Annotated in this window: 13 protein-coding genes and 5 pseudogenes; 9 read left to right on the forward strand and 9 right to left on the reverse strand. The window is 67.6% G+C overall.

Annotated elements, in window-relative coordinates; translation table 11 throughout:
- Positions 1-205 (reverse strand): annotated as a pseudogene (locus J7F03_RS41655) (IS5/IS1182 family transposase); the annotation flags it as partial.
- 261 nt (positions 206-466) lie between these two features.
- Here J7F03_RS41655 and J7F03_RS42485 point away from each other — a divergent pair.
- Both J7F03_RS42485 and J7F03_RS36725 read left to right on the forward strand, forming a co-directional pair.
- Complete coding sequence (locus tag J7F03_RS42485) at positions 467-775, forward strand: trypco2 family protein (protein WP_214957332.1); 309 nt, start codon at positions 467-469, stop codon at positions 773-775.
- A gap of 16 nt (positions 776-791) precedes the next feature.
- Entirely contained in the window at positions 792-5,741 is a 4,950-nt protein-coding gene (locus J7F03_RS36725) for a trypsin-like peptidase domain-containing protein (protein WP_214957334.1), read from the forward strand.
- 51 nt (positions 5,742-5,792) lie between these two features.
- Here the strand turns inward: J7F03_RS36725 and J7F03_RS41660 are convergent.
- A pseudogene (locus J7F03_RS41660) lies at positions 5,793-6,089 on the reverse strand (site-specific integrase); the annotation flags it as partial.
- Between J7F03_RS41660 and J7F03_RS36730 the strand changes: the two are divergent.
- Both J7F03_RS36730 and J7F03_RS36735 read left to right on the forward strand, forming a co-directional pair.
- Entirely contained in the window at positions 6,057-6,551 is a 495-nt protein-coding gene (locus J7F03_RS36730) for a hypothetical protein (protein ID WP_214957336.1), read from the forward strand. The pseudogene J7F03_RS41660 and the gene J7F03_RS36730 sit on opposite strands and share 33 nt — an antisense overlap.
- A gap of 51 nt (positions 6,552-6,602) precedes the next feature.
- The gene (locus J7F03_RS36735; protein ID WP_214957338.1) at positions 6,603-7,250 is read left to right on the forward strand and encodes a hypothetical protein; all 648 of its coding nucleotides are present in this window, start codon (positions 6,603-6,605) and stop codon (positions 7,248-7,250) included.
- A 33-nt stretch (positions 7,251-7,283) separates the two neighbouring features.
- On the opposite strand, the gene J7F03_RS36740 is transcribed toward J7F03_RS36735, so the two are convergent.
- A complete protein-coding gene (locus J7F03_RS36740; protein ID WP_214957340.1) occupies positions 7,284-7,697 on the reverse strand; it encodes a type II toxin-antitoxin system VapC family toxin in 414 nt (137 codons plus the stop codon).
- On the reverse strand, positions 7,694-7,957 hold the full coding sequence (locus J7F03_RS36745; protein WP_214957342.1) for a CopG family transcriptional regulator: 264 nt from the start codon (positions 7,955-7,957) through the stop codon (positions 7,694-7,696). The genes J7F03_RS36740 and J7F03_RS36745 overlap by 4 nt, the downstream gene beginning before the upstream one ends.
- A 623-nt stretch (positions 7,958-8,580) precedes the next feature.
- On the opposite strand from J7F03_RS36745, the gene J7F03_RS36750 reads away from it, so the two are divergent.
- The 4 genes from J7F03_RS36750 (at position 8,581) to J7F03_RS36765 (ending at position 15,797) form a co-directional block, all read left to right on the forward strand.
- On the forward strand, positions 8,581-9,462 hold the full coding sequence (locus J7F03_RS36750; protein ID WP_251073046.1) for a site-specific integrase: 882 nt from the start codon (positions 8,581-8,583) through the stop codon (positions 9,460-9,462).
- Between the two features lie 923 nt (positions 9,463-10,385).
- Positions 10,386-11,819, forward strand: coding sequence for a DUF234 domain-containing protein (locus tag J7F03_RS36755; protein WP_214957390.1), 1,434 nt, complete (start codon positions 10,386-10,388; stop codon positions 11,817-11,819).
- Between the two features lie 226 nt (positions 11,820-12,045).
- Positions 12,046-14,523 (forward strand): helicase-associated domain-containing protein, encoded by a 2,478-nt coding sequence (locus tag J7F03_RS42490; RefSeq protein ID WP_214957345.1) that lies wholly within the window; start codon positions 12,046-12,048, stop codon positions 14,521-14,523.
- A gap of 347 nt (positions 14,524-14,870) precedes the next feature.
- Entirely contained in the window at positions 14,871-15,797 is a 927-nt protein-coding gene (locus J7F03_RS36765; RefSeq protein WP_214957346.1) for a hypothetical protein, read from the forward strand.
- Here the strand turns inward: J7F03_RS36765 and J7F03_RS36770 are convergent.
- From J7F03_RS36770 to J7F03_RS36790, 5 genes and pseudogenes are all read right to left on the reverse strand, one after another.
- The gene (locus tag J7F03_RS36770) at positions 15,691-16,056 is read right to left on the reverse strand and encodes a MarR family winged helix-turn-helix transcriptional regulator (protein WP_214957347.1); all 366 of its coding nucleotides are present in this window, start codon (positions 16,054-16,056) and stop codon (positions 15,691-15,693) included. The genes J7F03_RS36765 and J7F03_RS36770 overlap by 107 nt on opposite strands.
- A gap of 524 nt (positions 16,057-16,580) precedes the next feature.
- Positions 16,581-16,905 (reverse strand): annotated as a pseudogene (locus tag J7F03_RS36775) (PRC-barrel domain containing protein).
- 324 nt (positions 16,906-17,229) lie between these two features.
- Entirely contained in the window at positions 17,230-17,433 is a 204-nt protein-coding gene (locus tag J7F03_RS36780; RefSeq protein ID WP_008735947.1) for a cold-shock protein, read from the reverse strand.
- 253 nt (positions 17,434-17,686) lie between these two features.
- Positions 17,687-18,019: pseudogene (locus tag J7F03_RS36785) on the reverse strand (MerR family transcriptional regulator); the annotation flags it as partial.
- Between the two features lie 1,614 nt (positions 18,020-19,633).
- Positions 19,634-20,767 (reverse strand): IS256 family transposase, encoded by a 1,134-nt coding sequence (locus J7F03_RS36790; RefSeq protein WP_251073047.1) that lies wholly within the window; start codon positions 20,765-20,767, stop codon positions 19,634-19,636.
- Between the two features lie 79 nt (positions 20,768-20,846).
- Between J7F03_RS36790 and J7F03_RS36795 the strand changes: the two are divergent.
- Positions 20,847-21,029, forward strand: a pseudogene (locus J7F03_RS36795) (transposase); the annotation flags it as partial.
- Positions 21,030-21,122 lie beyond the last annotated feature (93 nt).

Below are 21,122 nucleotides of genomic sequence, written 5' to 3' on the forward strand. Positions count from 1 at the left end.
CCTGGACCGTCTCGAAGTCCGACATCCCGTGCAGGGCCTGCAGCGTGATCGCCGCGGCCAGGATCTGCGGAGGCATGGACGGACGGCCGTTCGCCGACGGATACATGTCCTCGAACATCACCGCGGGAAACAGCTGCCCACGATGCTCGGCCAGGAACGCGAACACGCTCCCGACCGGGATCAACTCCCGGCACGTAGCCCACACATCCGGCCCGACCGTCTCCCCGACCCACTCCCCTTGAACCACGAAAACGAGTCTGGCCCCGCCGCTCCCGCGGCGGGGCCAGAACCCAACATTTTCATCAGTCTTCTAGCCAGCCACTTGTGCGGTGAGTGGGACCTCGCGACCTTCGCCCAGAGCCAGCAAGCCTTGGGGTGGCCGCCATGCAAGCTGTTCGCGCCCCGTCGGACCAGTGCCGCCGATAGGATTCCGGGACCGAGCGGAACCGGCTGTAACGAGGACAACGTGATCGAACTTTCAGAGATGGTCCAGCAGCTGCGGCAGGAACTGAACACCGCGATGAGCAACGGGCCAGTCGGACCGGTTCGGTTCGAGCTAGGCCCGGTGGAGATAGAGACGACCGTGGCAGTGGAGCGGACGGCCGGGGCTGGCGGGAAAGTCCACTTCTGGGTTGTCGAAGCAAACGCTGAAGGCAAGTTCGCGACATCGCAGACCCATCGCATCAGTCTCACCCTGCAGCCGAAGCTGGTGGCACCGGATGGCACACAGCACCCTGTCCTGATCTCAGGAGATGAGGTCGACAACGAACGCTAACCGCGGTGCGGTGCGGATGGCCGGGCTGCACATCGATCGCGCCGCCGAGATCATCGTGACTCTGCCGGACGGCCGGTCTCGCCGCGGCTCCGGCTACCTGGTGTCGACTGGCAGGGTACTAACCGCCGCTCACGTCATCGCGGACGCGACGGTCCTACGAGTCCGCTTCGACGCCGACCGACCGACCGAGCGGACAGTCGAAGCAGTGGCGGATTGGGCGCACCCGGGCACCGATGTCGCCGTCCTTGCTATCCCGAGCCCGAACAGCGCAAGGGAGCCACTCACCCCCTCCGCTTTCGGCCAGGTCGGCGAGCGTGATGTCGAACTGCGCTGCAGCGCCATCGGATTCCCCCGCTACAAGCTCCGTCATGGCACAGACGGCATGCTCTACCGGGACTCCGCACACGTGCAGGCCACCTGCACGGTTCTCTCCAATCGACGCGAAGGAACCCTCGACCTGACGGTCACTCCACCCGCCATGCTCCCAGAGCCGCAGTCCTCCCCCTGGGAAGGCATGTCAGGCGCTGCCGTGTTCAGCAGCGGTCGAATCATCGGAGTCATCGCCAAGCACCATCTCACCGACGGTCCAGGCCGCCTTGCCGCGAGCAGAGTGGACCGCTGGGCCCAGACCCTCTCCCCGGACGAATGCAGCCGACTGGAGACGGCACTCGGATGCAGCCTGAGCCTGGACGCCCTGCCAGACGTGGCACCGCCTTCCAGTCCTGCCTGGAAGATCCTCGACCGGTACGCCGAGATGCTGCGCGACAACACCGGCCGGGGTTTGACCGACACACAAGGACACCTCGAACTCGATCGCATCAACGCCCGCCAGGCTCTGGGTCAGAGGCTTGCTCAAACTGGGGCCTGCCAGGGCACACTAGTCGTCCTAGGCGAGCCGGATGTAGGCAAGTCCGCACTCGCCCTGCGTACGGTCGATGACCTGCAACAGGCCGGTGCCACCGTGGCTGCCGTGAGTCTGCGAGATCTTCCTCCCACAGTTGCCGCTCTCGAAGCCGACCTTGGCCGTCCACTCGCAGAGGTCTTGCAAGAGGCGGAATCTACCACCGTGCGGCTTCTGGTCATCGATGGTGCTGAAGCCGTCCTGGAAGACCACCGGAGGTTGCTTACCGATCTGGCCGTTGCCGCGTTGCGGGCGGGGTTCGGCGTGGCCGCAGTAACTCGAACTGACGCAGCACGCGCGGTGTTGGACTCACTGCAACAAGCCAACGACGCCGCATCACCAGCAGCTGCGCGGCCTGAGCAGCACGAGGTGCCGCAACTCACCGACGTCGAGAAAGAGAAACTGACGCAGGCGTTCCCCTCCGTAGCTCGCTTCGGCCAGCAGTCCCGGGCAGCGTGGCTACTGGGCCGGCCGGGACTCGTCGACCTCCTACTCAGAGCCGACGCCACGCAAGTCCTGCCTGACGGCGCCCTGTCGGAAGCCGACGTCTTCGCCGCAGTATGGAGTCAGCTGGTACGCGACGGTGAGAGGACGACACCGGGCCGCCCGTCCCCGGATGCCAGGGAGCAGGCGATGGCCGCTCTCGCACGTCGACGCCTGCTCTCCGCTTCGACGGCCGTCGAAGCGCCGGACCCGGCGGCACTCCCTTCGCTGCGTTCAGACGGGCTCCTCTTGCCCGCCGGCCCCAACCGTGCCTGGAGGCCGTTCGACGACTTCGCCAGCGATCTCGTTCGTGACCTTGCGGTCGCCCATCTCCTCCTCAAGGATGGATGGGAGCTACTGGAAGCTGCCGGTGCCCCGCGGTGGGCGCTGCGGGCGGTACGCCTGGCATGTCAAGCGACACTCGCCAATGCGGGTCGGGACAGCGAGTCGGCGCGGATGGAACTGCAACAGGTATTCGACCCCATCTCCGTCGACCACGGTGATCGATGGGCCGAACTTCCCCTCGAAGCCATACTGACCCTCGGCTCGGCGAGCGAAGCCCTCACCGCAGCCTGGCCCGCGCTCACCCATGAAGAAGGGCAACCGGACAAGCTCGCTATGCTGCTCCGCCTCGTCCTAGACGGACACAGCCGCAATGGCATCGGCGACCCTGTCATCCTGGCCCCCATGGTGCAGCTCACCCACAGCACCGGCCTTTACCCGGATCAGCATGGCAGCATCCACACATCGCCCGGTATCCCAGCCCTCGTATGGAAGCTAGTACTGGCCTGGCTCCGGGGCCTGGTCGCTGCAGGCTCTGCGGCACTTCCGCTGCGTCAGCAGGTTCGCGACGCGCTGTTGGCGGTCGACCCCGAGCGGCACGACGAGAACGCCGTCGAGGCGATCGCGATGCTCGGCGCAGATCTTGATGGCCGCGCAGAAGCCTTCCTGCGTGGCCTCGCTGAAGAAGGCGGCGGATTCCTGGCGCCTGCCGTCGAATCGGAGCACACCGCTCGATCGATGGCACGCACCCACCCAGGACTGCTGCTCTTGCTTACCGAGGCGTACTACATCGAGAAGCCCCGCACTGATGACCCCTGGTATTCCCACCCCGATCCCTTAGACGAGGGTGTGCGCGGGCATACCAAGACTCTCGGCGTCTTCGGCCCGATGGCTGGCTGGGACTTCGGGCCGTTCTCCTGGCTCCTCAGAGCCAAGCCGATCGAGACCCTCCAAATGATTCACCGCCTGCTCGACCACGCTGCCTCGACGCGAGTCGGGCGACGCGGGAAATCCTCATCCTTCGGCGCGGACTCAGACGAGCCATTTCGAGGGGTGGAACTCGATCTTCCCGGTGGCGGCCGTCAGCTGTACATCGGTGATGAGCATGTGTGGTCGTGGTACCGAGGCACCAGCGTCGGCCCATACCCGTGCATGAGTGCGCTACTCTCCGTCGAGCTATTCGCCGACCACCTCGTCGATAAGCTTGGTTTGCCCATCAGCGAGGTTACCGAACTACTGATGCGGGGTTGCAGAAACCTGGCCATGCCCGGCCTGATCGTTGGCATGCTGGTGCGTCACCCAAATTCCGCCGGCACAGAACTCGACCGTTGGCTGGCTCAACCAGGAATCTGGCACCTGGAATCCATCCGTGCTGTGGCTGAGCTCAACCCTCACGCCCAAGGAGCCGACTCATCCGACACCGTTGGCGGCGATAGGCGACGCCTCACCTTCCTTGAGGTTGCAGAACAGACCACCGGTACAGCCCTTCTAACTGGGAACCTGGACCGCCTTACTGTCCTTCACGAGGTAGGCGACGAACTGCTGCGCCGCGGCAGTGACACCGTGTTCGGCAGCCGGGCCACCAGCGGCACTCTTTCGATGATCAAGGGGTGGGCAAGCCGGCTTTACGCGCAGAACTATCACTTGGTCGAACTGGACGACGGCCGCACTGGCGTCCAGTACGTACCGCCCCCAGAGGTCGTCACTGGGCTTGCTCCAGAGAATGCGGAACACGCACGGAACCAGCAGGCGATCCGGCTTCTCGTTACGTACGCCAAAAACGAAGACAGGTCCGCCCCTCTCGACACCCTCACGGCAGACCTGGAACTGGCCCGATCCCTTGCTGCCGATCCGCCCGAGCAAGTATTGCCCCAGCCTATGGATCCCATGGCGGCGACGGCTGCGGCAGCCATGGTCGCCCACGCTGACGGCTTCATCGACATCGCCAGGGACGACATCGCCTGGGCGGCCAACCTCCTGCTCGACACCGCACTGCATCCAAATGTGAACGAATACTCCGTGATGTCGAGTCTGCACTCCATGGGCGCCGACCGCTCAGCCGCCATTGGTGTGCCACTTCTGCTACTGGAAACCTTCGATGCAGCACCCTTCGACCGCGATAGCGTCCAGCAGGCCCTGTTCCGCCTCTCGACCAGTCTGTTCGACGAGGTACGCTGCGCACTGCCCTTGGGCCTGGCCCGCGTCTGGTCGGCTCCTTGCAACACTAATCTGGAGCCTGGTACAAGCCGATCGGCTCTGGCTCGCGCGTGGTCGGCTCTCCGTAGTACCGGTCCCAAACAAGACGGATGCCGACATCAGATCGCCTGGACAGCAGTCGAGGCAGGTCTCAGTGACTGCCGACTGGGGCCGTGGAACCAGCAACTGCAACGACGCCCCATCGAACCACTCGGCGGCCCACCTGCGAAGGCCCTCCGCGAGGTCGGGGCTGACCAGCTGCTGGTGAACCGGCTGACTGGACCAATCATGGCAGCAACTGACGCCGCACATTCGGGAAGCTGCGTCGCGTCCCGCGCACGGCACCTTCTCAACGCACTTTGGGAAGCCCACCGTAAAGGTTCAGCTCGCTGGGCCATGGAGGGATACAGTCAGGCAACTTTCCGAAAATGCCATCGCCGTGTCATCCGCGTATTGATGGGTGCTGCAGCCGAAGGTAACTTCTCCCCTCTGGCAGCTCATCTTCGAGAATTCACCTCCAATGCGCCGGCACTCGCTCAACTCCTTCACGACCTGTCATTGCTATGCACGTACGACGCAGAGCTACGTCGCACGCTGCCTCACGTGTGGCCCACTGTCATGCAGACCGTATTGGACGCAATCGAGTCGGGCGTCGATCCGCGCCAGCACCCTTATCAAGGCCGGAATGCAGTAGCCGCCCTTATCCCACACCCCACACTCGATATGGCAGACTCCGAGCCCTCGGCCTCCTTGAACACAGCCAGAGGCGAATGGATCAACCCCGAGAACCTCAGTCCACTCATTGCACGTTGGATGAATGTCGCGGGCACTACTCACGAGTCGGTCGATGCCCTCATCGACTTGATCGAGACTGCACCCCGATCCTGGCAAGCGACAACCGGCCTGCAGTGGGTCGACGATCTGATCGGCGACCGATACAAAGCCGTCGCTTCACGCTCCTGGAGACTCCCGGGATGGCTAGAAATCCTACGGAGCTCATCCGAGCTGGAACCATCGGGTAGGGCTTTGATCCAGCGTCTAATCGACGGACTAGCCACCAACGGTGACGCCCGCGCGGTGAAAATCCAGCGCCTGGACGAATGACGTACCGGATGATGTAGCCTTTCCATTAAACGACTCTGGTAACCGTGCTCTCTAGAATGCCGAAGAGTCGGCGTCTTGCGAGTATTCGTTCAGCAATCGCTCGATGCGCTGGTTCGCGATCGATTGGCGTCCGTACAGGCACTTGGCATAGCGGGTCAGGAGTACCTCGACGCTATTGCCGGCGCGTTTGGCGGCCTCGGTTGGGTCGACTCCAGCATTCAGCCAGGTGGACAGGGCGGAGTGGCGGAGATCGTAGGGGCGGGCCGCGAGGGGTGAGCCCACAAGTTCAGGCGGTAGGGCTAGATCGCGGGCTTCGTGCCAGGCCCGGTCGTAGGTGCTGGAGGCGACGCGCTCTGGCCACAGGCCTCGCGGCGCTTCGACGGCTGCCTGGGCGCGTGGGCGTCCGGCGTCGAGAGGCAACGGCCTTTCGACGCCGACGGTGAGTACCGGGAGCTGGTAGACGGCAAGCCCCGCTACGACGGCGCACTCGCCTTCCTGACCGCGCGCGGGATCGACCTGCCGACGGGCGTGCCCGATGACGACCCTGGCTGCGACACGGTGGGGGCGGTCGCTGCCAGGAAGGAGCAGATCTTCAGCGGGATGCTCGGCACCCTTCCGGCAGGCGCGGCCGTCGTGGAGGACGCGATCGCCGGAGTGGAGGCGGGGCGCCGTGGCCACTTCGGCCTGGTCATCGGTATCGACCGGTCGCGCCACGCCGACACAGCGGGCGCCATGCGGGCACGCGGGGCGAATGTTGTCCTGCCCGACCTCGCAGGCCTGCCCACCACACTGAGTGGGCACCGGCCATGACCACCCCGTGGACATGAGAGTTTGGCGGCTACGACCCGAAGAAGGAACGGGTTGTCGAAGCCCTGTGCCCACTCGGCAACGGGCGTTTCGCCACCCGGGGCCGTTGAACGATACGCCTACGAGCTGTACGGCCTGGTCGACAACGAGCAGCTTCGGCGAGCCGCCGACACCGTCGTGCTGCTGACCGCGCTGCGGGACGGGGGTCCATTTCCCGCCGCGCCCGTGGAGACGCACATGAAGCGCCTGAAGGACGTCAAGGCGTCCCATCCCACGCTCACCCAAGAAGAGTTGGATCAAGAGTTCCAAGCCGCGATCGATCGGAGGGAGATCTACGACGACGGTTCGTGGGACAGCGAGGACGAGCGGAACGACCACCTCGCGGACCACCTGCACAAGGCAAGACAGGAGGCCATCTCCGACCGCGCGGTGCGAGCGGGCCGCTTCCTGATGGAGCTCTGTGGCCACATCGCGGAAACCGTGTGGCCGGAGGTCACGGACGCCCTGCGCGCGGCGAACGTCGACGGCGTGGCGCGAGCCCTGAGAAAGGCATCGATGGCGGGGGAAACCTCTCCGGCGGTGTACAAGCTGTACGAGGTCAACTTGTCGGTACAGTACGAGTCCGCTCCCTGCTCGCTCGGTGCTGCGGGCGAACAGTTGATGGCGTTCGAGTCGTGGATCGGGCTTCAGGGCAAGGAATGACCGACGGGCAAATTCCGATGCCGCCCGGTCTGGTCACACCTTGATGACGGTGACGCGTCCGCCGCACAGCGCGGTGAGGTCATCGGGATCGGAGGTGAGGACGGTGGCGGGTCCGGGGGCGGCCAGGGCGGTGGCGCTGAGCATGGCGTCGATGGCGTACTTGTGGCCGTGGAGACCGGCGTCGGCGAGGAGTGTGGCGGCGTGCCGGGCGATTGGCTCGGTGACCGGTTCCACGACGAGGCGGGAGAGTGTCCACTCCAGGGCCGGCCTGTTGATCCGGGGGTGGACCACTTCCACGAGGGTGGCCGCCGAGGTGATCACGCGCAGGTCATCTGCGCGGGCCAGGGCAAGCCAGCCGGTTACCGTTGGGTCGCGCAGGACGGCTTTGGCCAGCCCCTCGCTGTCCAGCACGAGGGTGCCGCTGGGGACGGCGGGGGAGCGGGTCACGCGGCGTTCGCTCCGCGCTGTGTCTGCTCGTGGCGTGCCTGGTGGAGCTGGTCACGGAGAGATTGGATCTGCTCGTCCGTGACGGGGCCGTGCTCGGCTTCGGCGACCTGGATGAGTTCGTTGAGGTTGTCCCGTTCGATCTGGCGGGCGACGGCCGAGGCCACGTAGGCGGACAGGCCGGAGGGACCGCTGCGGGCCTTGGCGGCTTCGGCGATGTCGCGCGGCATGGTGATCGAGTACTTGCCGGTGGGCTCACTCATGCCACTAATCCTACCTCCCATCCTCCCCGCTCGAGGGTGTGTGCATCTCGGCTTGCGGAGCAATGGTGCGCCTCGATTCATTTCCCGTGCCATCGGCGGATGGCCTGATGCGTTCACCCTGATGAGAGAGGTGGTGGGCGTCATGAGGAGTTCGACGTTTCAGATGCACGGCGTTCCCCGAAGGAGGTGCGGGGCGAGGACCGTGATGGCCGCGAAGTTCGCCGGAAGCCGGTCTGCGGGAGGTGCGGCGGACGTCCGGGAACTGGCCGACGCGCTTGGCTCCTCATTGGTCCGGGCCGTCAGGGAAGCCGCTTCCGACGCCCCGCCCTCTGGAGGGAACCACCGCGGTCCGGCCGTCATCAGCTGGTACGCCTTCGCCCTCGAGTACCTGGAGATGCGGTGGCCACAGATCGCGGCAAAGACCCGCAACGAGACGAACGACGCTCTCTGCGTGATCACCCAGGCGATGCTCCGCGGCCTGCGAGGCCGTCCGGATGACGAACTGCTGCGGCGCACGCTCAGGGACTGGGCGTTCGTCATGCCTCGGCGACTCGCGCAGGGCGCCCGTCGAAGTGCGGCTCGCCCTGAGTTGGGTCGCCAGAGCGTCGCGTCCACTGGGTGACATGCTGGACCCGGCCGTGACGCGGACCGTGTTGCAGGCTCTCCAGCTGAAGCGGGACGGTACGGTCGCAGCCGCCGAGACGCAGCGGCGCAAGCGCATGACCCTCGTGAACGTGGTGGGCTACGCGATCGAGCAGGGCAGGCTTCGCGCCGATCCGCTGGCTACCGTCAACTGGCGGATCTCCGAGACCGCTAAGCAGGTCGACCCCCGTGTGGTCGTCAATCCCCTCCAGGCACGGAGCCTGCTCTGCGCGATCTCCTACGTCGGCGGCTACCGGCGGGGGCGCGGGCGAAGGCTGGTCGGCTTGTTCGCCGGCATGTACTACGCAGGGCTGCGACCAGCCGAAGCGGTGGCGGTCACGCTGCCGGACTGCCACCTACCGGCCGAGGGATGGGGCAGGGCCACACTGCACGTCACTCGGCCACAGGCGGGCAAGAAGTGGACGGACAGCGGGCAGGTCCATGACGAGCGTGGCCTGAAGAGCCGTCCGCCAGGAGACACGCGTCCGGTGCCGCTGCCGCCCGAACTCGTGAAGGTGTGGATGCGGAGCGTGGACACCTTCGGGACCGCGGACGACGGCCGGCTGTTCTTCAACGAGAACGGCGGCATCGTGGGATCGAGCACCTACGACCGTGTCTGGCACGAGGCACGAGAACTTGCGCTTCCTCCCGACCTGTTGGCGTCACCTCTTGTGGCCCGTCCCTACGACTTGCGGCACTCAGCGTTGTCCACGTGGCTGAACGCCGGAGTCGACCCCACCGAGGTCGCCGAACGGGCAGGCAACAGCGTTGAAGTCCTCCTGACTCGGTACGCGAAGTGTCTCTACGGGCGCCAGGCTGTTGCCAACGAGCGGATCGAGGCGTTGCTGGACGAGTACGACTGAGCGCCTGTCAGCCTTCGAGGCATCCTCGCCCTTCTTGCCAAGGCCGGGTGCCCGCCAAGGAAGGCTGACGCGGCCCCTGCAAGAGAAGCCACCAGAAGCGGAGGCGGGCCCGCTACTGCCTCACGGCTGTGCTCGGGTTCCGCCCCAGTAAGTGCAACGGCGCGCGGCTCCGTGTGTCATCGCCTCAGGTTGCCCGATATACCTGCAGTTCAGAGCGTGTCAGTCACTACGAAGAGCACTTCGCATGGCGACTCCATCCCGCGTATGTCCCGCGTGCACCAGCATCGCGGGATCAGGCATATGGGATCTCGTGTGCCTGGCGCTGCAAAGAGCCAGGTCAGGGCAGTGGCTCGGGCGGAAGTCGCGGCAACGTAGCCCGTGTGCGTTTTGGCATGAACAAGAAAGGCTCTGACCTGCGTTTCCGCTGGTCAGAGCCTTGTTCCGGAGTGCCCCCGGCAGGATTCGAACCTGCGCACACGGCTCCGGAGGCCGGACAGTACTCAGGTATTCGCCCAGGTCAGACGCTTAGCTGATGAGTTGTCAGGCTTGTCGTCCCACGCATGTCCCATGACTTGGAAATGTCCTGGATGCCCTGCAATGCGAAATGCTGGATCTTGATGACGGTGACCCGACCGCCGCGCAGCGCGGTAAGGGTGGCCGCGGATGTGATGGCCCGTAGGTCATCGGCTCGGGCAACTATAAGAGTCACTCCTCGGATACTCTGCGTCACCTTCGGGGCGGGCTGTCCGAGCCCCCAGGGGTGAATCCGCGGCGGCGCTCGTGGGTGAGTGGGCTGAGGCGCCGGCGCGCGACGCCTTCCCGGCGTCGCCGACGTAAACGTCAAAAGCGAGCTAGCATCTAAGTAAGATTCAATCTACGTAATATCGAATCTATGTTTCATGGATGCTGGGGATGTGACGCTGATGGAGTTCAAGGGCAGGTCTGCTGACCTGGATCAGATGGCTCGGCAGCTGGGCCTGGTAGCCGATGGTACGGGCGCCACGCGTGGTCAGGCTGTGATCGTGACGGGGCGGCGCCGGGTGGGCAAGTCTCGTCTGGTCCAGGAGTTCTGCGACCGTTCCGGGCTTCCATACGTGGTCTTCCAGGCGACCCGGGGCCGCAACGCCGTGGCCGAGCGGGCGGACTTCGCCGCGACGCTGGCGCATTCCGCTCTGCCCGGGGCTGAGCTGGTGGCCGGGCTGCAGGCCGCCGACTGGAACCAGGCGCTGCGCTCCCTGGCGGTCGCGGTTCCGGATGATGCCCCGAGCATTGCGGTGGTCGACGAGGTGCCGTGGCTGGTGGAACAGGACGGGGAGTTCGAGGGGGCGCTGCAGACGGTCTGGGACCGTCACCTGTCCGCCAAGCCGGTTCTGTTGATCCTGGTCGGCAGTGACATGTCGGTGATGGAGGCGCTGCAGTCCTACGGTCGCCCGTTCTTCGGCCGGGCGGCCAAGATGACCGTACAGCCGCTGCATCTGGCCGATGTGCAGGCGATGACCGGTCTTGACGCGGCGGAATCGGTGGACGCTCTGCTGATGACCGGAGGGTTCCCGGAGATCGTTCAGTCCTGGCGGCCGGGGATGCGCCGCAGAGACTTCCTGCGCGAGGCTGTGGCCAACCCGCTTGCGCCGCTGTTGGTGGCGGGAGAACTGTCGCTGCTGGGGGAGTTTCCCGAGGCGTCCCACTCGCGCGCGATCCTGGAAGCGGTCGGCAGTGGCGAGCGGACCTTCTCCACCATTGCCGCACAAGCCGGCGGTGCGGGCGTGCTGCCCTCGGGCACGCTGTCTCCGCTGTTGAACACGCTGCTGGCCAAGCGGGTCCTGGCCGCTGACCTGCCGCTCTCGATCAAGGCGGACAGCAAGAACAAGCGCTATCGCATCGCCGATCCGTATCTCCGGTTCTGGCTGGCTTTCCTGCAGCGCGCGATCCCGCTCATCGAGCGTGGTCGCGGTGATCTGGCGCTGGAGCGCATCGAGCGGTCGTGGACGACCTGGCGGGGCCGGGCCGTCGAGCCGGTCGTCCGCGAGTCGCTGCTGCGCCTGCTGCCCGATGAGAGGTGGCCGCAGACGGAGGCGGTCGGGGGTTGGTGGAACCGGCAGAACAACCCGGAGATCGACCTGATCGGAGCCGACCGTGAACCCGTTGCAGGGCGGGTTCACTTCATCGGCTCGGTGAAGTGGCTGGAGTCGCAGCCCTTCGGCCGGCGTGAGTACGACGCTCTGGTGCGGGACATGCTCGCCGTGCCCGGCGCCGAGCCGGGCACGGCGCTGGTGGCGGTGTCCCGTTGTGGTGTTGAGGACGATCTGCCTCTTGCGGCGCACTGGGGTCCGGAAGACCTTGTTCGTGCCTGGCGGTAGTCAGGGAAACCGCCAGGGTGGTCATGGTGGTGTACCTACCTCGGGCGCCCAGTGGCAGTAGACATCGACCGTCCTCTGAGAACCGTCCGGGCATCGAAGCCCATACGCGCGGCGGCAAGGTGACGGGCCCGGAGGCGGGCGCCTGCGTCGGCACTGAGCACGGCGGTCTGAGGGGACGCGGCCGGTTCACCCCCGCGGGGTGACCGGACGGCGCTAGCCTGGCCGGGTGAATGCGCGTACCGCCCTCGCGAAATGGCTGGGCACCCTGGATCCCGAGCGGCTGACCGCCTTGCTGGAGGAGCGGGATCTGCCGTTCGCCGCCGAGTACCGACGGATCACCACCCTGCTCGAGCTCGCCGAACACCTGCTCACCGACGAGTCGGTGGGCCAGGGCCTGATGGCGGGCACTGCCGGAGAACTGGAGTTGCTCGCCTCCATCGCCGCCGTCGCCCTGGAGCGCCACGGCCCCGTAGTCGGTGGCGGGGCCGAGGACGGGCCCCGGTATCCCTGGCAGCAGCTGAAGCCCGTTGCCGCGGTGGAGCCCGCGGACCGACTGGTGCCCGAGCGGGACGTACTGGCCTGGTTCGAGCCGGGGGAGAAGCGGCGGCGGGCGGAGCACACGCTCGCCCGACTGCGGGAGCGCGCGCTGTTGCTCCCCGCGCCCCAGGGGAAACTGGCGCTGCCGCCGCTGTTGCACGTCCGGGCCACTGGGTTCGACGGCTACGGGCGCACCGCCAACCGGCTGCTGACCTACGCCTACAACGCCCCCGAGGTCAAACGGATCGCCGCACACCTCTTCGGCGAGGGCACGGCCCGTACCCGCGACCAGGCCCAGGAGCTGATCATCGCCCTGCTCACCGATCCCGCCGGGGTGCGGGCACTGGTGGCGGACGCCCCGGCCCGGGCGCTGGAGCTGCTGGACCACCTGGTACCCGGCCCGCCGCTGCTGCGCACCCACTGCTTCGTCGGCCGGTATGGGGCGCAGTACGCGGGCCCGGACGCCAAGTACGTCTTCCGGGAGGGCGGCAGCGGCGACGAGGGCACCGACTGGCTGGCCGTGCGCGGACTACTGGTCCCCGTCGGTCTCGACCTGGTGGAGCTTCCGTACGAGGTCGCCCATGCGCTCCGTGACGGGGGCGCGGCACCCAGCCCCGAGCTGGAACCAGAGCCGTTCACCGCCACCGAGCCGCTGCCGTCCGGCTGGGAGGGTGAGGGTGGCACGGCCGCCGCGGCGGCCGCCTGGCGGGCCGAACTGGTACTGCGGGCGCTGGCCGCCCAGCCGGTCGCGGTCCGCAAGGCGGGCGGGATCGCCGTACGGGACATCCGGCGGCTGGCCAAGGCGGCCGGGGCCGATGAGGCCGACACCCGGCTGTGGCTGGACCTCGCGGTCAACGCCGGCCTGGCCGCGCCTCAGGACGACGAACCGGCCCCCGCTCCCCGCGGCCGCCGGAACTCCAAGGGCCCCAAGCCCCCCGCCCGGCTGCTGCCGAGCGACCGCTATGACGCTTGGGCCGCCGCCCCCGCAGCGGGCAAGCTGCTGCCTCTGCTGGCCGCCTGGGCTGTCGTCCCCGCAGTGCTCAGCCACTGGCCGGACCCCGACGAGACCCCGGTCGCGCTCGTCAGCCCGCAGGACGAGGACGCCGTGACCCTGCGCACCGGGGTCCTACGAGCGCTCGCCGTCCTCCCCGACGGACACGGGTTGACCGGGGACGCGCTGGGATACACCGAACTGCTCTCCCTGGCCGCGTGGTTCCAGCCCGCCCTGCGCGGCCACCTGGCCGCAGACGGCGCCGGGGAGCTGACCGGCCTGGACGGAGTCCTCGACCGCCTGATGGCCACCCTGACAGAGGCGGCCCTGCTCGGCGTGGTCGCCCACGGCGCCCTCACCCCCGTCGGGCGGGCCCTGTGCCGACTGCTGGAGGCGGGAGCCGCCCACCACTACCCGGCGGTGCCCGGCGCGGGCACGGACCCGTCCGCCCGCGGCTCCGAGGGCCTTGGCGAGGACCTGTCCCTGCGCCCTGCCCTGGCGCAGGCGGTGACCGCGCTGCGCGAGGACCTGTACGCGGCGCTGCCCGAGCCCAGCGAGACGGCCCGGTTCCAGAGCGACCTGACCGCCACCGTCACCGGTGCGCCCGCGCCCGCCCTCGCAGACCTGCTCTCCGCTGTCGGCGACATCGAGTCCGAAGGGCACGCCGTGGTCTGGCGGATCACCGCGACCTCCGTACGCCGGGCCCTGGACGCCGGCTGGAGCGCGGACGAACTACTCGACCGCCTCACCACCGCGAGCGAGCGCGGCACCGCGCTGCCACAACCGCTCGCCTACACGATCAAGGACACCGCCCGCACCCACGGACAACTCAAGGTCGTCCGCTCCGCCTGCTGCATCCGCTCGGACGACACCGGCTTGATCGCCGAGGTGTCCCAGGCCCGCGCCCTGTCCAAACTCCGCCTGCGCCGCATCGCCCCCACCGTCCTGATCTCCACCGCCCCGCCGGACGAGACGCTGTCGGCCCTCCGAACGGCCGGCTACGCCCCCACCCAGGAAGCCGAAACGGGCACCACCGTCCTGGACCGCGCCCCCACCGACCGCGCCCCGAACCTCCTGCCGACCCTGGACCAGGCCCACCCCCTGTACGGCGAACCGGTCAACGGCGTCCCGGCGAGCGCCCGTGCACTGGCTGCGGCGCTCACCGCGGCCGGGTAAGGGTGGAGGCGCACCCGAGGCGCTGCGACATGGCCGCGAGAGCTCGACGCGTTCACCTGCTCAGAAGGGTGGTGGACATCATGAGAAATGCGCCACGTCAGATACATGGCGTTCCGAAGAGGTACCGCACCGGGACGGCTGTGACCGCGCGGCCGCCTGGCATGGCCCTGCATGCACCTCGAGCGGTGGACGCTCGGTCGCTGGCTGACCACGTGGGCTCCGCTCTGATCGCAGCACTCCGGGAACTCGGCGGCGAGGAACTGGACCCTCCGAGCAGACCACATGGCTCGCTCCGCAGACGCGCAACGACCCTGACCTGGTACGCCTTCGCGCTCCAATACCTTGATATGCGATGGCCACTGATTGCGGCGAAGACCCGGGACGAGACCAACGACGCGCTGTGCGCGATCACCCAGGCGATGTTCCGCGACATCGCGCGACGTCCGGATGATCAGTTGCTGCGGCGAGCTCTACGGGACTTCGCGTTCGTCGTGCCCAGACCGAAGCCTCGTGGGATGCCAGCCGACGCCTGCCTGGCCTTGCGTTGGGTAGAAGGCGCTTCACGCCCGCTGGCGGATTTGCTGGATCCGGCAGTGATGCGGGCTGTGCTGGAAGCCCTGCGCCTCAAAAGGGACGGCACAGTGGCAGCCGCCGAAACGCAGCGACACAAGCACAAGATCCTCGTCAACGCCGTGCGCTACGCCATGGAGCAAGGCAAGCTCCACCGTGACCCGCTCGCTCCCATCAGCTGGCACGTGGCCGAGCCGGTTCAGCAGGTCGATCCGCGGGTCGTCGCCAACCCCGCACAGGCCCGCTCGCTGCTCTGTGCCGTCTCCTACGTGGGCGGCTACAAGCGGGCACGCGGGCGACGGCTGGCCGGGTTGTTCGCCAGCATGTACTACGCCGGGCTGCGCCCCGCCGAAGCCGTTGCGGTGGCCCTGCCTGACTGCGTCCTGCCTGCTGAGGGCTGGGGTCAGGTGACGCTGCATCGCACCCTGCCGCAGGCGGGCACAAGGTGGACTGACACCGGACGAGTTCATGACGAGCGTGGACTGAAGAACCGGCCGGCCGGAGACACGCGTCTGGTGCCGCTACCGCCGCAGTTGGTGGCTCTGTGGCGGGAACACATCGATTCGTTCGGCACCGCGGGTGACGGGCGGCTGTTCTTTAACGAACGCGGCGGCCGTCCGCGGTCATGGAGCCGAGGGCGTGCGAAAGGTTGTCTTCGCCCCGCCGGCCTATCTGCGCGAGCTGGTTCTCGCCAGCGGGGGTGAACCTGAGGGTGAGCTCGCGGCCGCTGTCCGGGCAGGCGTGGCGCCGGATGAATCCGAGGGCTTCGAGACGGTCGCACATCCGGGTGACGGGCTGGCGGCCGACCAGGTACATCAGGCGGAGCTGTGATGTGGAGGCCGGGGCCGCCGTGGTGGCCTGGCGGGCGTTCTCCCACATGAGGTCGAGGAGTTCGACGATGGCGCCGGCTGATTGCGCCACGCCCTGGTCGATGCCGTGCGGGCCGGTAGCGGGTATGGGCATCTGCGTAACCTCCGCGTGGCCGACTCCGGGCGGCTCGAGCGCGCTCCAGCGTGAACTGCTGGTGTCCGGGTGATCGAGCGGGTCGGTATGGATTCCTCCGGATGCCGCGAATTTTCTCCCGCAGCACCCTATTCGGAAGGCCTCCGGCATCCTGGGTTCGGTGCTGGTCCAGCGTATCGGGAGCGGGCCCGGTTTTACGGTCCCTGTCGAGGACGACGGGTCCCTCCGTACTGTCCGCCGTCGGCCAGGCCGCGTTGCAGGCCCTGACACCCGACGCTGACATCGCCGCCCACGATGAACCGTCCAGCCGCTCGTAGGCGGCGGGGACGGAGCGCAGGCGCCAGGGCCATGGGGCAACGCCGCCGGGGGCGCTCGGTGTCTCCCGGGCGGCGGGTGTGCATCCCACCCGGTTCAACGACCGGACAGCGATCCGGTTTCAGGCCGGGCCGCGTCCCATGAGAGCCAGGGTTCCCTGCCGCCGGTACGCGGGGAGACCGGCTGCGGGCAGCCGGCTCCGCTCGGCGTCACAGGGAGAGGTAGTAGTTGCCGACCGCGGACAGATAACGGTGGTCGGCTGTCGCTGTCGGTGGTGAAGCGGGGAGCGGCTTTGATCTGCTCCCGGCTCGGTGCGACCTTCACCGTCTGCGCTTCGGTGTCGATGACGGTGACGGCACCCGCCGGGATCAGGACGCTCTGGCCGAGCACCCACAAGCCGGTGTCGACCACCAGGTGCTGCATGCCGGGCTGGTCCTGCTGGCGGTCCACGTGCCCGACGACTCCGTCAGCGGCCTCCACGGTGAACCCCACCAGCGACTGGCGGAATATATAACCGCTGTCCTGCGCGTACATCCACACACTGCTCACCGATCTGTCCCCTCATCCTCGGCAACCAGGCCCCCGGGGCCTCCTCGACTCGCATCGTTCCCCCTCATTCCCCGGCACGCGCCGGACAACCAAGGGGCTGCGGTGAGACCCCCAGCGGGGCTTGGGCCGTGCGACATACCCGCTGACGCCCGCGGCGCGCCGCACCCGGTCTCGACACGGGTCAGGGCCGCGCAGCGTCTGCTGCACGGCCCTGACCTGGTATCCCCCGGATCCCACCGAGACCGCAGGCGTCCGCTGTCCGGCCGGAACTGTGGGCGGCCGTACGGTCCGGGGCGGGGTGGGCAGGGGTTAGGCCGGGTTGATGTTCTCGGCCTGGGGGCCCTTCTGGCCCTGGGTGACGTCGAACGTCACGACCTGGCCCTCCTGGAGCTCACGGAAGCCCGAGGAGTTGATCGCGGAGTAGTGGGCGAAAACGTCCGGGCCGCCGCCGTCCTGGGCGATGAAGCCGAAGCCCTTCTCCGCGTTGAACCACTTCACAGTTCCCGTAGCCATATCTGATGCCTTCCAGTCGATGAACGCCTTCCGCACCATGCGGAAGGCGGAGGTGATCGCCCTGGTTCCTGCGGCACAGCACAGCAAAACACCCACGCCTACGGCGTGGGCAGAGGGAACTTCCGAACCACGACAGCTAACCCAGACGCTACACGCCCACGACGGCCCGTCACCAGAGGAAACCAGCCCGCGTCACCCCTCCGGCATATGCGGGCGTGCCCACCGCGAACGGCGGGCACCACCACCTCAGGCCGGCTGTCCGTGGGCGCCCTTCGGGCACTGAGCGACCGTGCTCGGCGTTGACGCGCTGCGCTTCCTCAAGCCGGACTTCGAGCGTCACGATGCGGCAGGCCGCCTCGATGGACGTGCCGCGGTCGACGAGTTCGCGGGCTCGGGCGGCGAGACGAAGCTGGTAACGGGAGTAGCGGCGGTGTCCGCCTTCGGAGCGGAGCGGGGTGATCAGGCGGGCATCGCCGATGGCGCGGAGGAAGCCCTGGGTGGTGCCGAGCAGGTCTGCGGCCCGGCCCATCGTGTAGGCGGGGTAGCCGTCGTCGTCGAGACGGCCGAACAAATCGTCTGCTGTCATCGCACCTCACTGCGAAACAGGTGGAGGAAAAGGGGGGCGGAACACGGGGAGGGGCCCTGGTGCGTACGACACCAGGGCCCCGAAGGAACTGCTACACCATCTGCCGACCCTAGTCCTGCGCCGGCCCTCTGTTTCCACAGAGCCGTCCGATCGGGGACGGACTGTGCGGGGATCGCGGTTGCTCGACCGGAGACCACCTCACTATCGATGTCCTGCGGTACCCGGACTCAGACCTCCGCCCGGGCGATCCTTGATGGCGCCTCAACTCCTCCGTTCATCCCTCGGTGATCAACTGCTTACCAAACGGGAGACACTGCCAACTGCCAGGTATTGCACTTACTGCTGTACTGCTTGCACTACTTGGTACTGCGTACTTCTGGTGATGCGAACTGCTCAGTGACCTGTGACAGCGCCACTCTCCGGCAGCCAGCCCCGTCGCCCATCCTGCATCTGCTCTGGCTTAGAACCCCACTGCCGAACTTCCCGGTGCGCGCGCCCGCAGCCGACGCCTTCACCGAGGTACTGCTCCACTCACTTCACTGCTGGGTACTGCGAACTGCATTTACCGGTACTGCCACTGCGTCAACTGCGGTACTGCCTGTGGCGGCCCCTGATCACTGCGGGCCACCCGGTCCGGTCGTCAGCCCCGTCACTGTCCTACGACAACCCTGGCTTCGGGAACTCCACCACCGCACCGTCCTACGTACTGCAACTGCGGGTACTGCTTGTACTGCGAGTACTACTGCCCGGCAGTTCGTCTCTGCCAGGCCCTGCGATCTCTCTGGGCTACGAGAGAAACCATAACCACACCACCACCCAATGTCTACTCCGGCCAAGATAGATTTCCACGTGTGTCCGGTAGCGAGATACTCGGCTTCGGCCAGCACCGCCGTGACCCGGGGCGCCACCGAGACGCGGCACGGGGCGGTCGGGATGGCCACCAGCAGCGAGGCCGTTCGAGCGTCCGAGCAGCGTCGCCGGCCGCCGGACCCCGGGATTGGAAGCCGGGACGGACTCTCGCGCCCCCACGGCGCAGGCTCCCCGTCCCACCGGGCAGGTTCTACGCCGACATCGCCGTCCAACCCGACAGTGGAGAGAGAGTTCCGTGACTTGCGAAACCAGTCCCCAGATGTCAGCTGAGCTCTCGAGGCGGGCGGGCCACTACGCCGCTGCCGTCGCCGAGCACCTCCTGGAAGCGGGTCTGCCGGTGACCGCCATTCACAGTTGCGGTCCCTGGCGCGACACAAACGGCCAGGACCTCGACGTCGAGGCCGGCATCTCCTTCACGCAGGCATTCCAGGACCAGTACGGCGGGGGCGACTGCCGGCTCCACTGGGCCGGAACTTCCGGCTGGTGTCTCTACACCGCCGACGGACCGGACAGGTACCTGTCCGGTACCCGGTGGCCCGGAGCCGGTCCGCTTCCCGCGCCCCGGATCGTCACGGCCTTCATCGACGCTTTCCGTCTCGCCCCCGCCACGGCCGGAAGCAGAGAACAGCCGCACTACCGCCAGGTCTTTCCCCTACTGCTGGAAAGCCTGGCCCCCTACCTTCCCGACCATCCCTGCCTGTTCGAAGAACCCCAGCTCCGCTTCGCCGACCTGCACAGACGCGCCTACGACAACCGGGTGCGACAGGCCCTGGCCTCCAGCGCCTCCGACCCCCTCACCCACCTGTACCTCCGCCAGGGCGAACTCACCGCCCTCCTGCACCTCCTCGAATACGCCGAAAGCAGCAACCCCAGCCCCCTCAACCGGCTGCTGGCGACCGACCTCGGCGCCCGCGCAGGCCAACCCCCCGAAGCTGCGGAAACACACAAGAGTGCCCTCCGGAAAGCGAACCACCATCGGCACGGCACGTGACAGGACCACACTGCGGAGGCGGAGCGGAGAGGCGGAAAGCCCCGCCAGTCGGTAACCCTCCGCCCCGCCTCACCGGATCCCCCTTGATCAGCCGGACCGCGTCGAAGCGGTTGACGGGCCGCAGGCCGGGCACAAGAACGGGGCAGCCAGGTCGCGGTGACCGCGTCGGGCAGGCCCTTCGACCCGTCACAGGCGACGATGCACACGTCCTCGATGCCTCTGTTCCGCAGCTCGGACAGCACTGCCATCCAGGTGGTGGCGCCTTCGCCCTCGGCTCCGACCCACAGGCCCAGGACGTCTTTGCGGCCGTCCATGTCGACGCCGACGGCCAGGTAGACCGGCTTCGAGGTCACCGAGCCCGAGCGGATCTTCACCCACAGTGCGTCGATGTAGATGATCGGCCAGACCGGGTCGAGGGGCCGGTTCTGCCAGGTCACGAGCTCGTCTACGACGGTGTCGGTGACCTTGCTGATCAAGTCGGGGCTGACCTCGACCCCGTAGATCTGGGCCAGGTGGGAGCGGATGTCCCGCACGCTCATCCCGCGCGCGTAGAACGAGAGGATCCGGTCATTGAAGCCGGCGAGGCGGCGGGCGTTCTTCGGGACCAGACTCGGCTCGAACTCGCCGTTGCGATCCCGCGGCACCGCCAGTGTGACCGCGCCGTCGTCGGTCAGGACCGTCTTGGGCGAAGTTCCGTTGCGCGAGTTCCCCGATCCGTGACCTGCAGGGTCTCCCCGTTCGTATCCGAGGTGTTCGCTCATCTCGGCTTCCAGGGCCCGCTCCAGCACGGCCCGGGTGATCTCCGTCAGCAGCCCGCCCTCGCCCAGCAGGGCCGCCCCCGAGGCGTCAGCTGTGTCGAGCAGCCGCTCGACGACCTCGTCGACCATCTCGTCCGATCCGCCCGGCCCGAGAGCCCGAGGCCGAGCCCCGGGCCGGGCTGCCACATCACGGACTTACACGATCCTTCAGACACCCTCGAACGAGAACACGAACGGCCTGCTCCGCCAGTACTTCCCGAAGGGGACGGACCTGTCCGTCCCCACCGCTGAACACCTCGAAGCTGTTGCTGACCAGCTCAACCGCCGCCCACGCAAAACGCTCGGCTGGGAAACCCCAGCCGAGCGCCTGCATAAGCTACTCGCCGCCTGACCAAGCCGACCACGCGTTGCGACAACCGCTGGAATCCGCCATGCGCCGGTGGGGCCCTTTCGCCGTTCGGGTGCAGACTCGCGCCGGCCCTGT

It is taken from the genome of Streptomyces sp. ISL-43 (assembly GCF_018614195.1).
Taxonomy (GTDB): Bacteria; Actinomycetota; Actinomycetes; order Streptomycetales; family Streptomycetaceae; genus Streptomyces.

Bases quoted from the DNA above. Each gene is read 5' to 3' on its own strand.
- J7F03_RS36725 (WP_214957334.1), top strand. From the start codon at position 792: ATGGCCGGGCTGCACATCGATCGCGCCGCCGAGATCATCGTGACTCTG.
- J7F03_RS36745 (WP_214957342.1), bottom strand. From the start codon at position 7,957: ATGAGTGAGCCCACCGGCAAGTACTCGATCACCATGCCGCGCGACATC.
- J7F03_RS36750 (WP_251073046.1), top strand. From the start codon at position 8,581: ATGCTGGACCCGGCCGTGACGCGGACCGTGTTGCAGGCTCTCCAGCTG.
- J7F03_RS36755 (WP_214957390.1), top strand. From the start codon at position 10,386: ATGGAGTTCAAGGGCAGGTCTGCTGACCTGGATCAGATGGCTCGGCAG.
- J7F03_RS36765 (WP_214957346.1), top strand. From the start codon at position 14,871: ATGCGATGGCCACTGATTGCGGCGAAGACCCGGGACGAGACCAACGAC.
- J7F03_RS36770 (WP_214957347.1), bottom strand. From the start codon at position 16,056: ATGCCCATACCCGCTACCGGCCCGCACGGCATCGACCAGGGCGTGGCG.
- J7F03_RS36780 (WP_008735947.1), bottom strand. From the start codon at position 17,433: ATGGCTACGGGAACTGTGAAGTGGTTCAACGCGGAGAAGGGCTTCGGC.
- J7F03_RS36790 (WP_251073047.1), bottom strand. From the start codon at position 20,767: ATGGTCGACGAGGTCGTCGAGCGGCTGCTCGACACAGCTGACGCCTCG.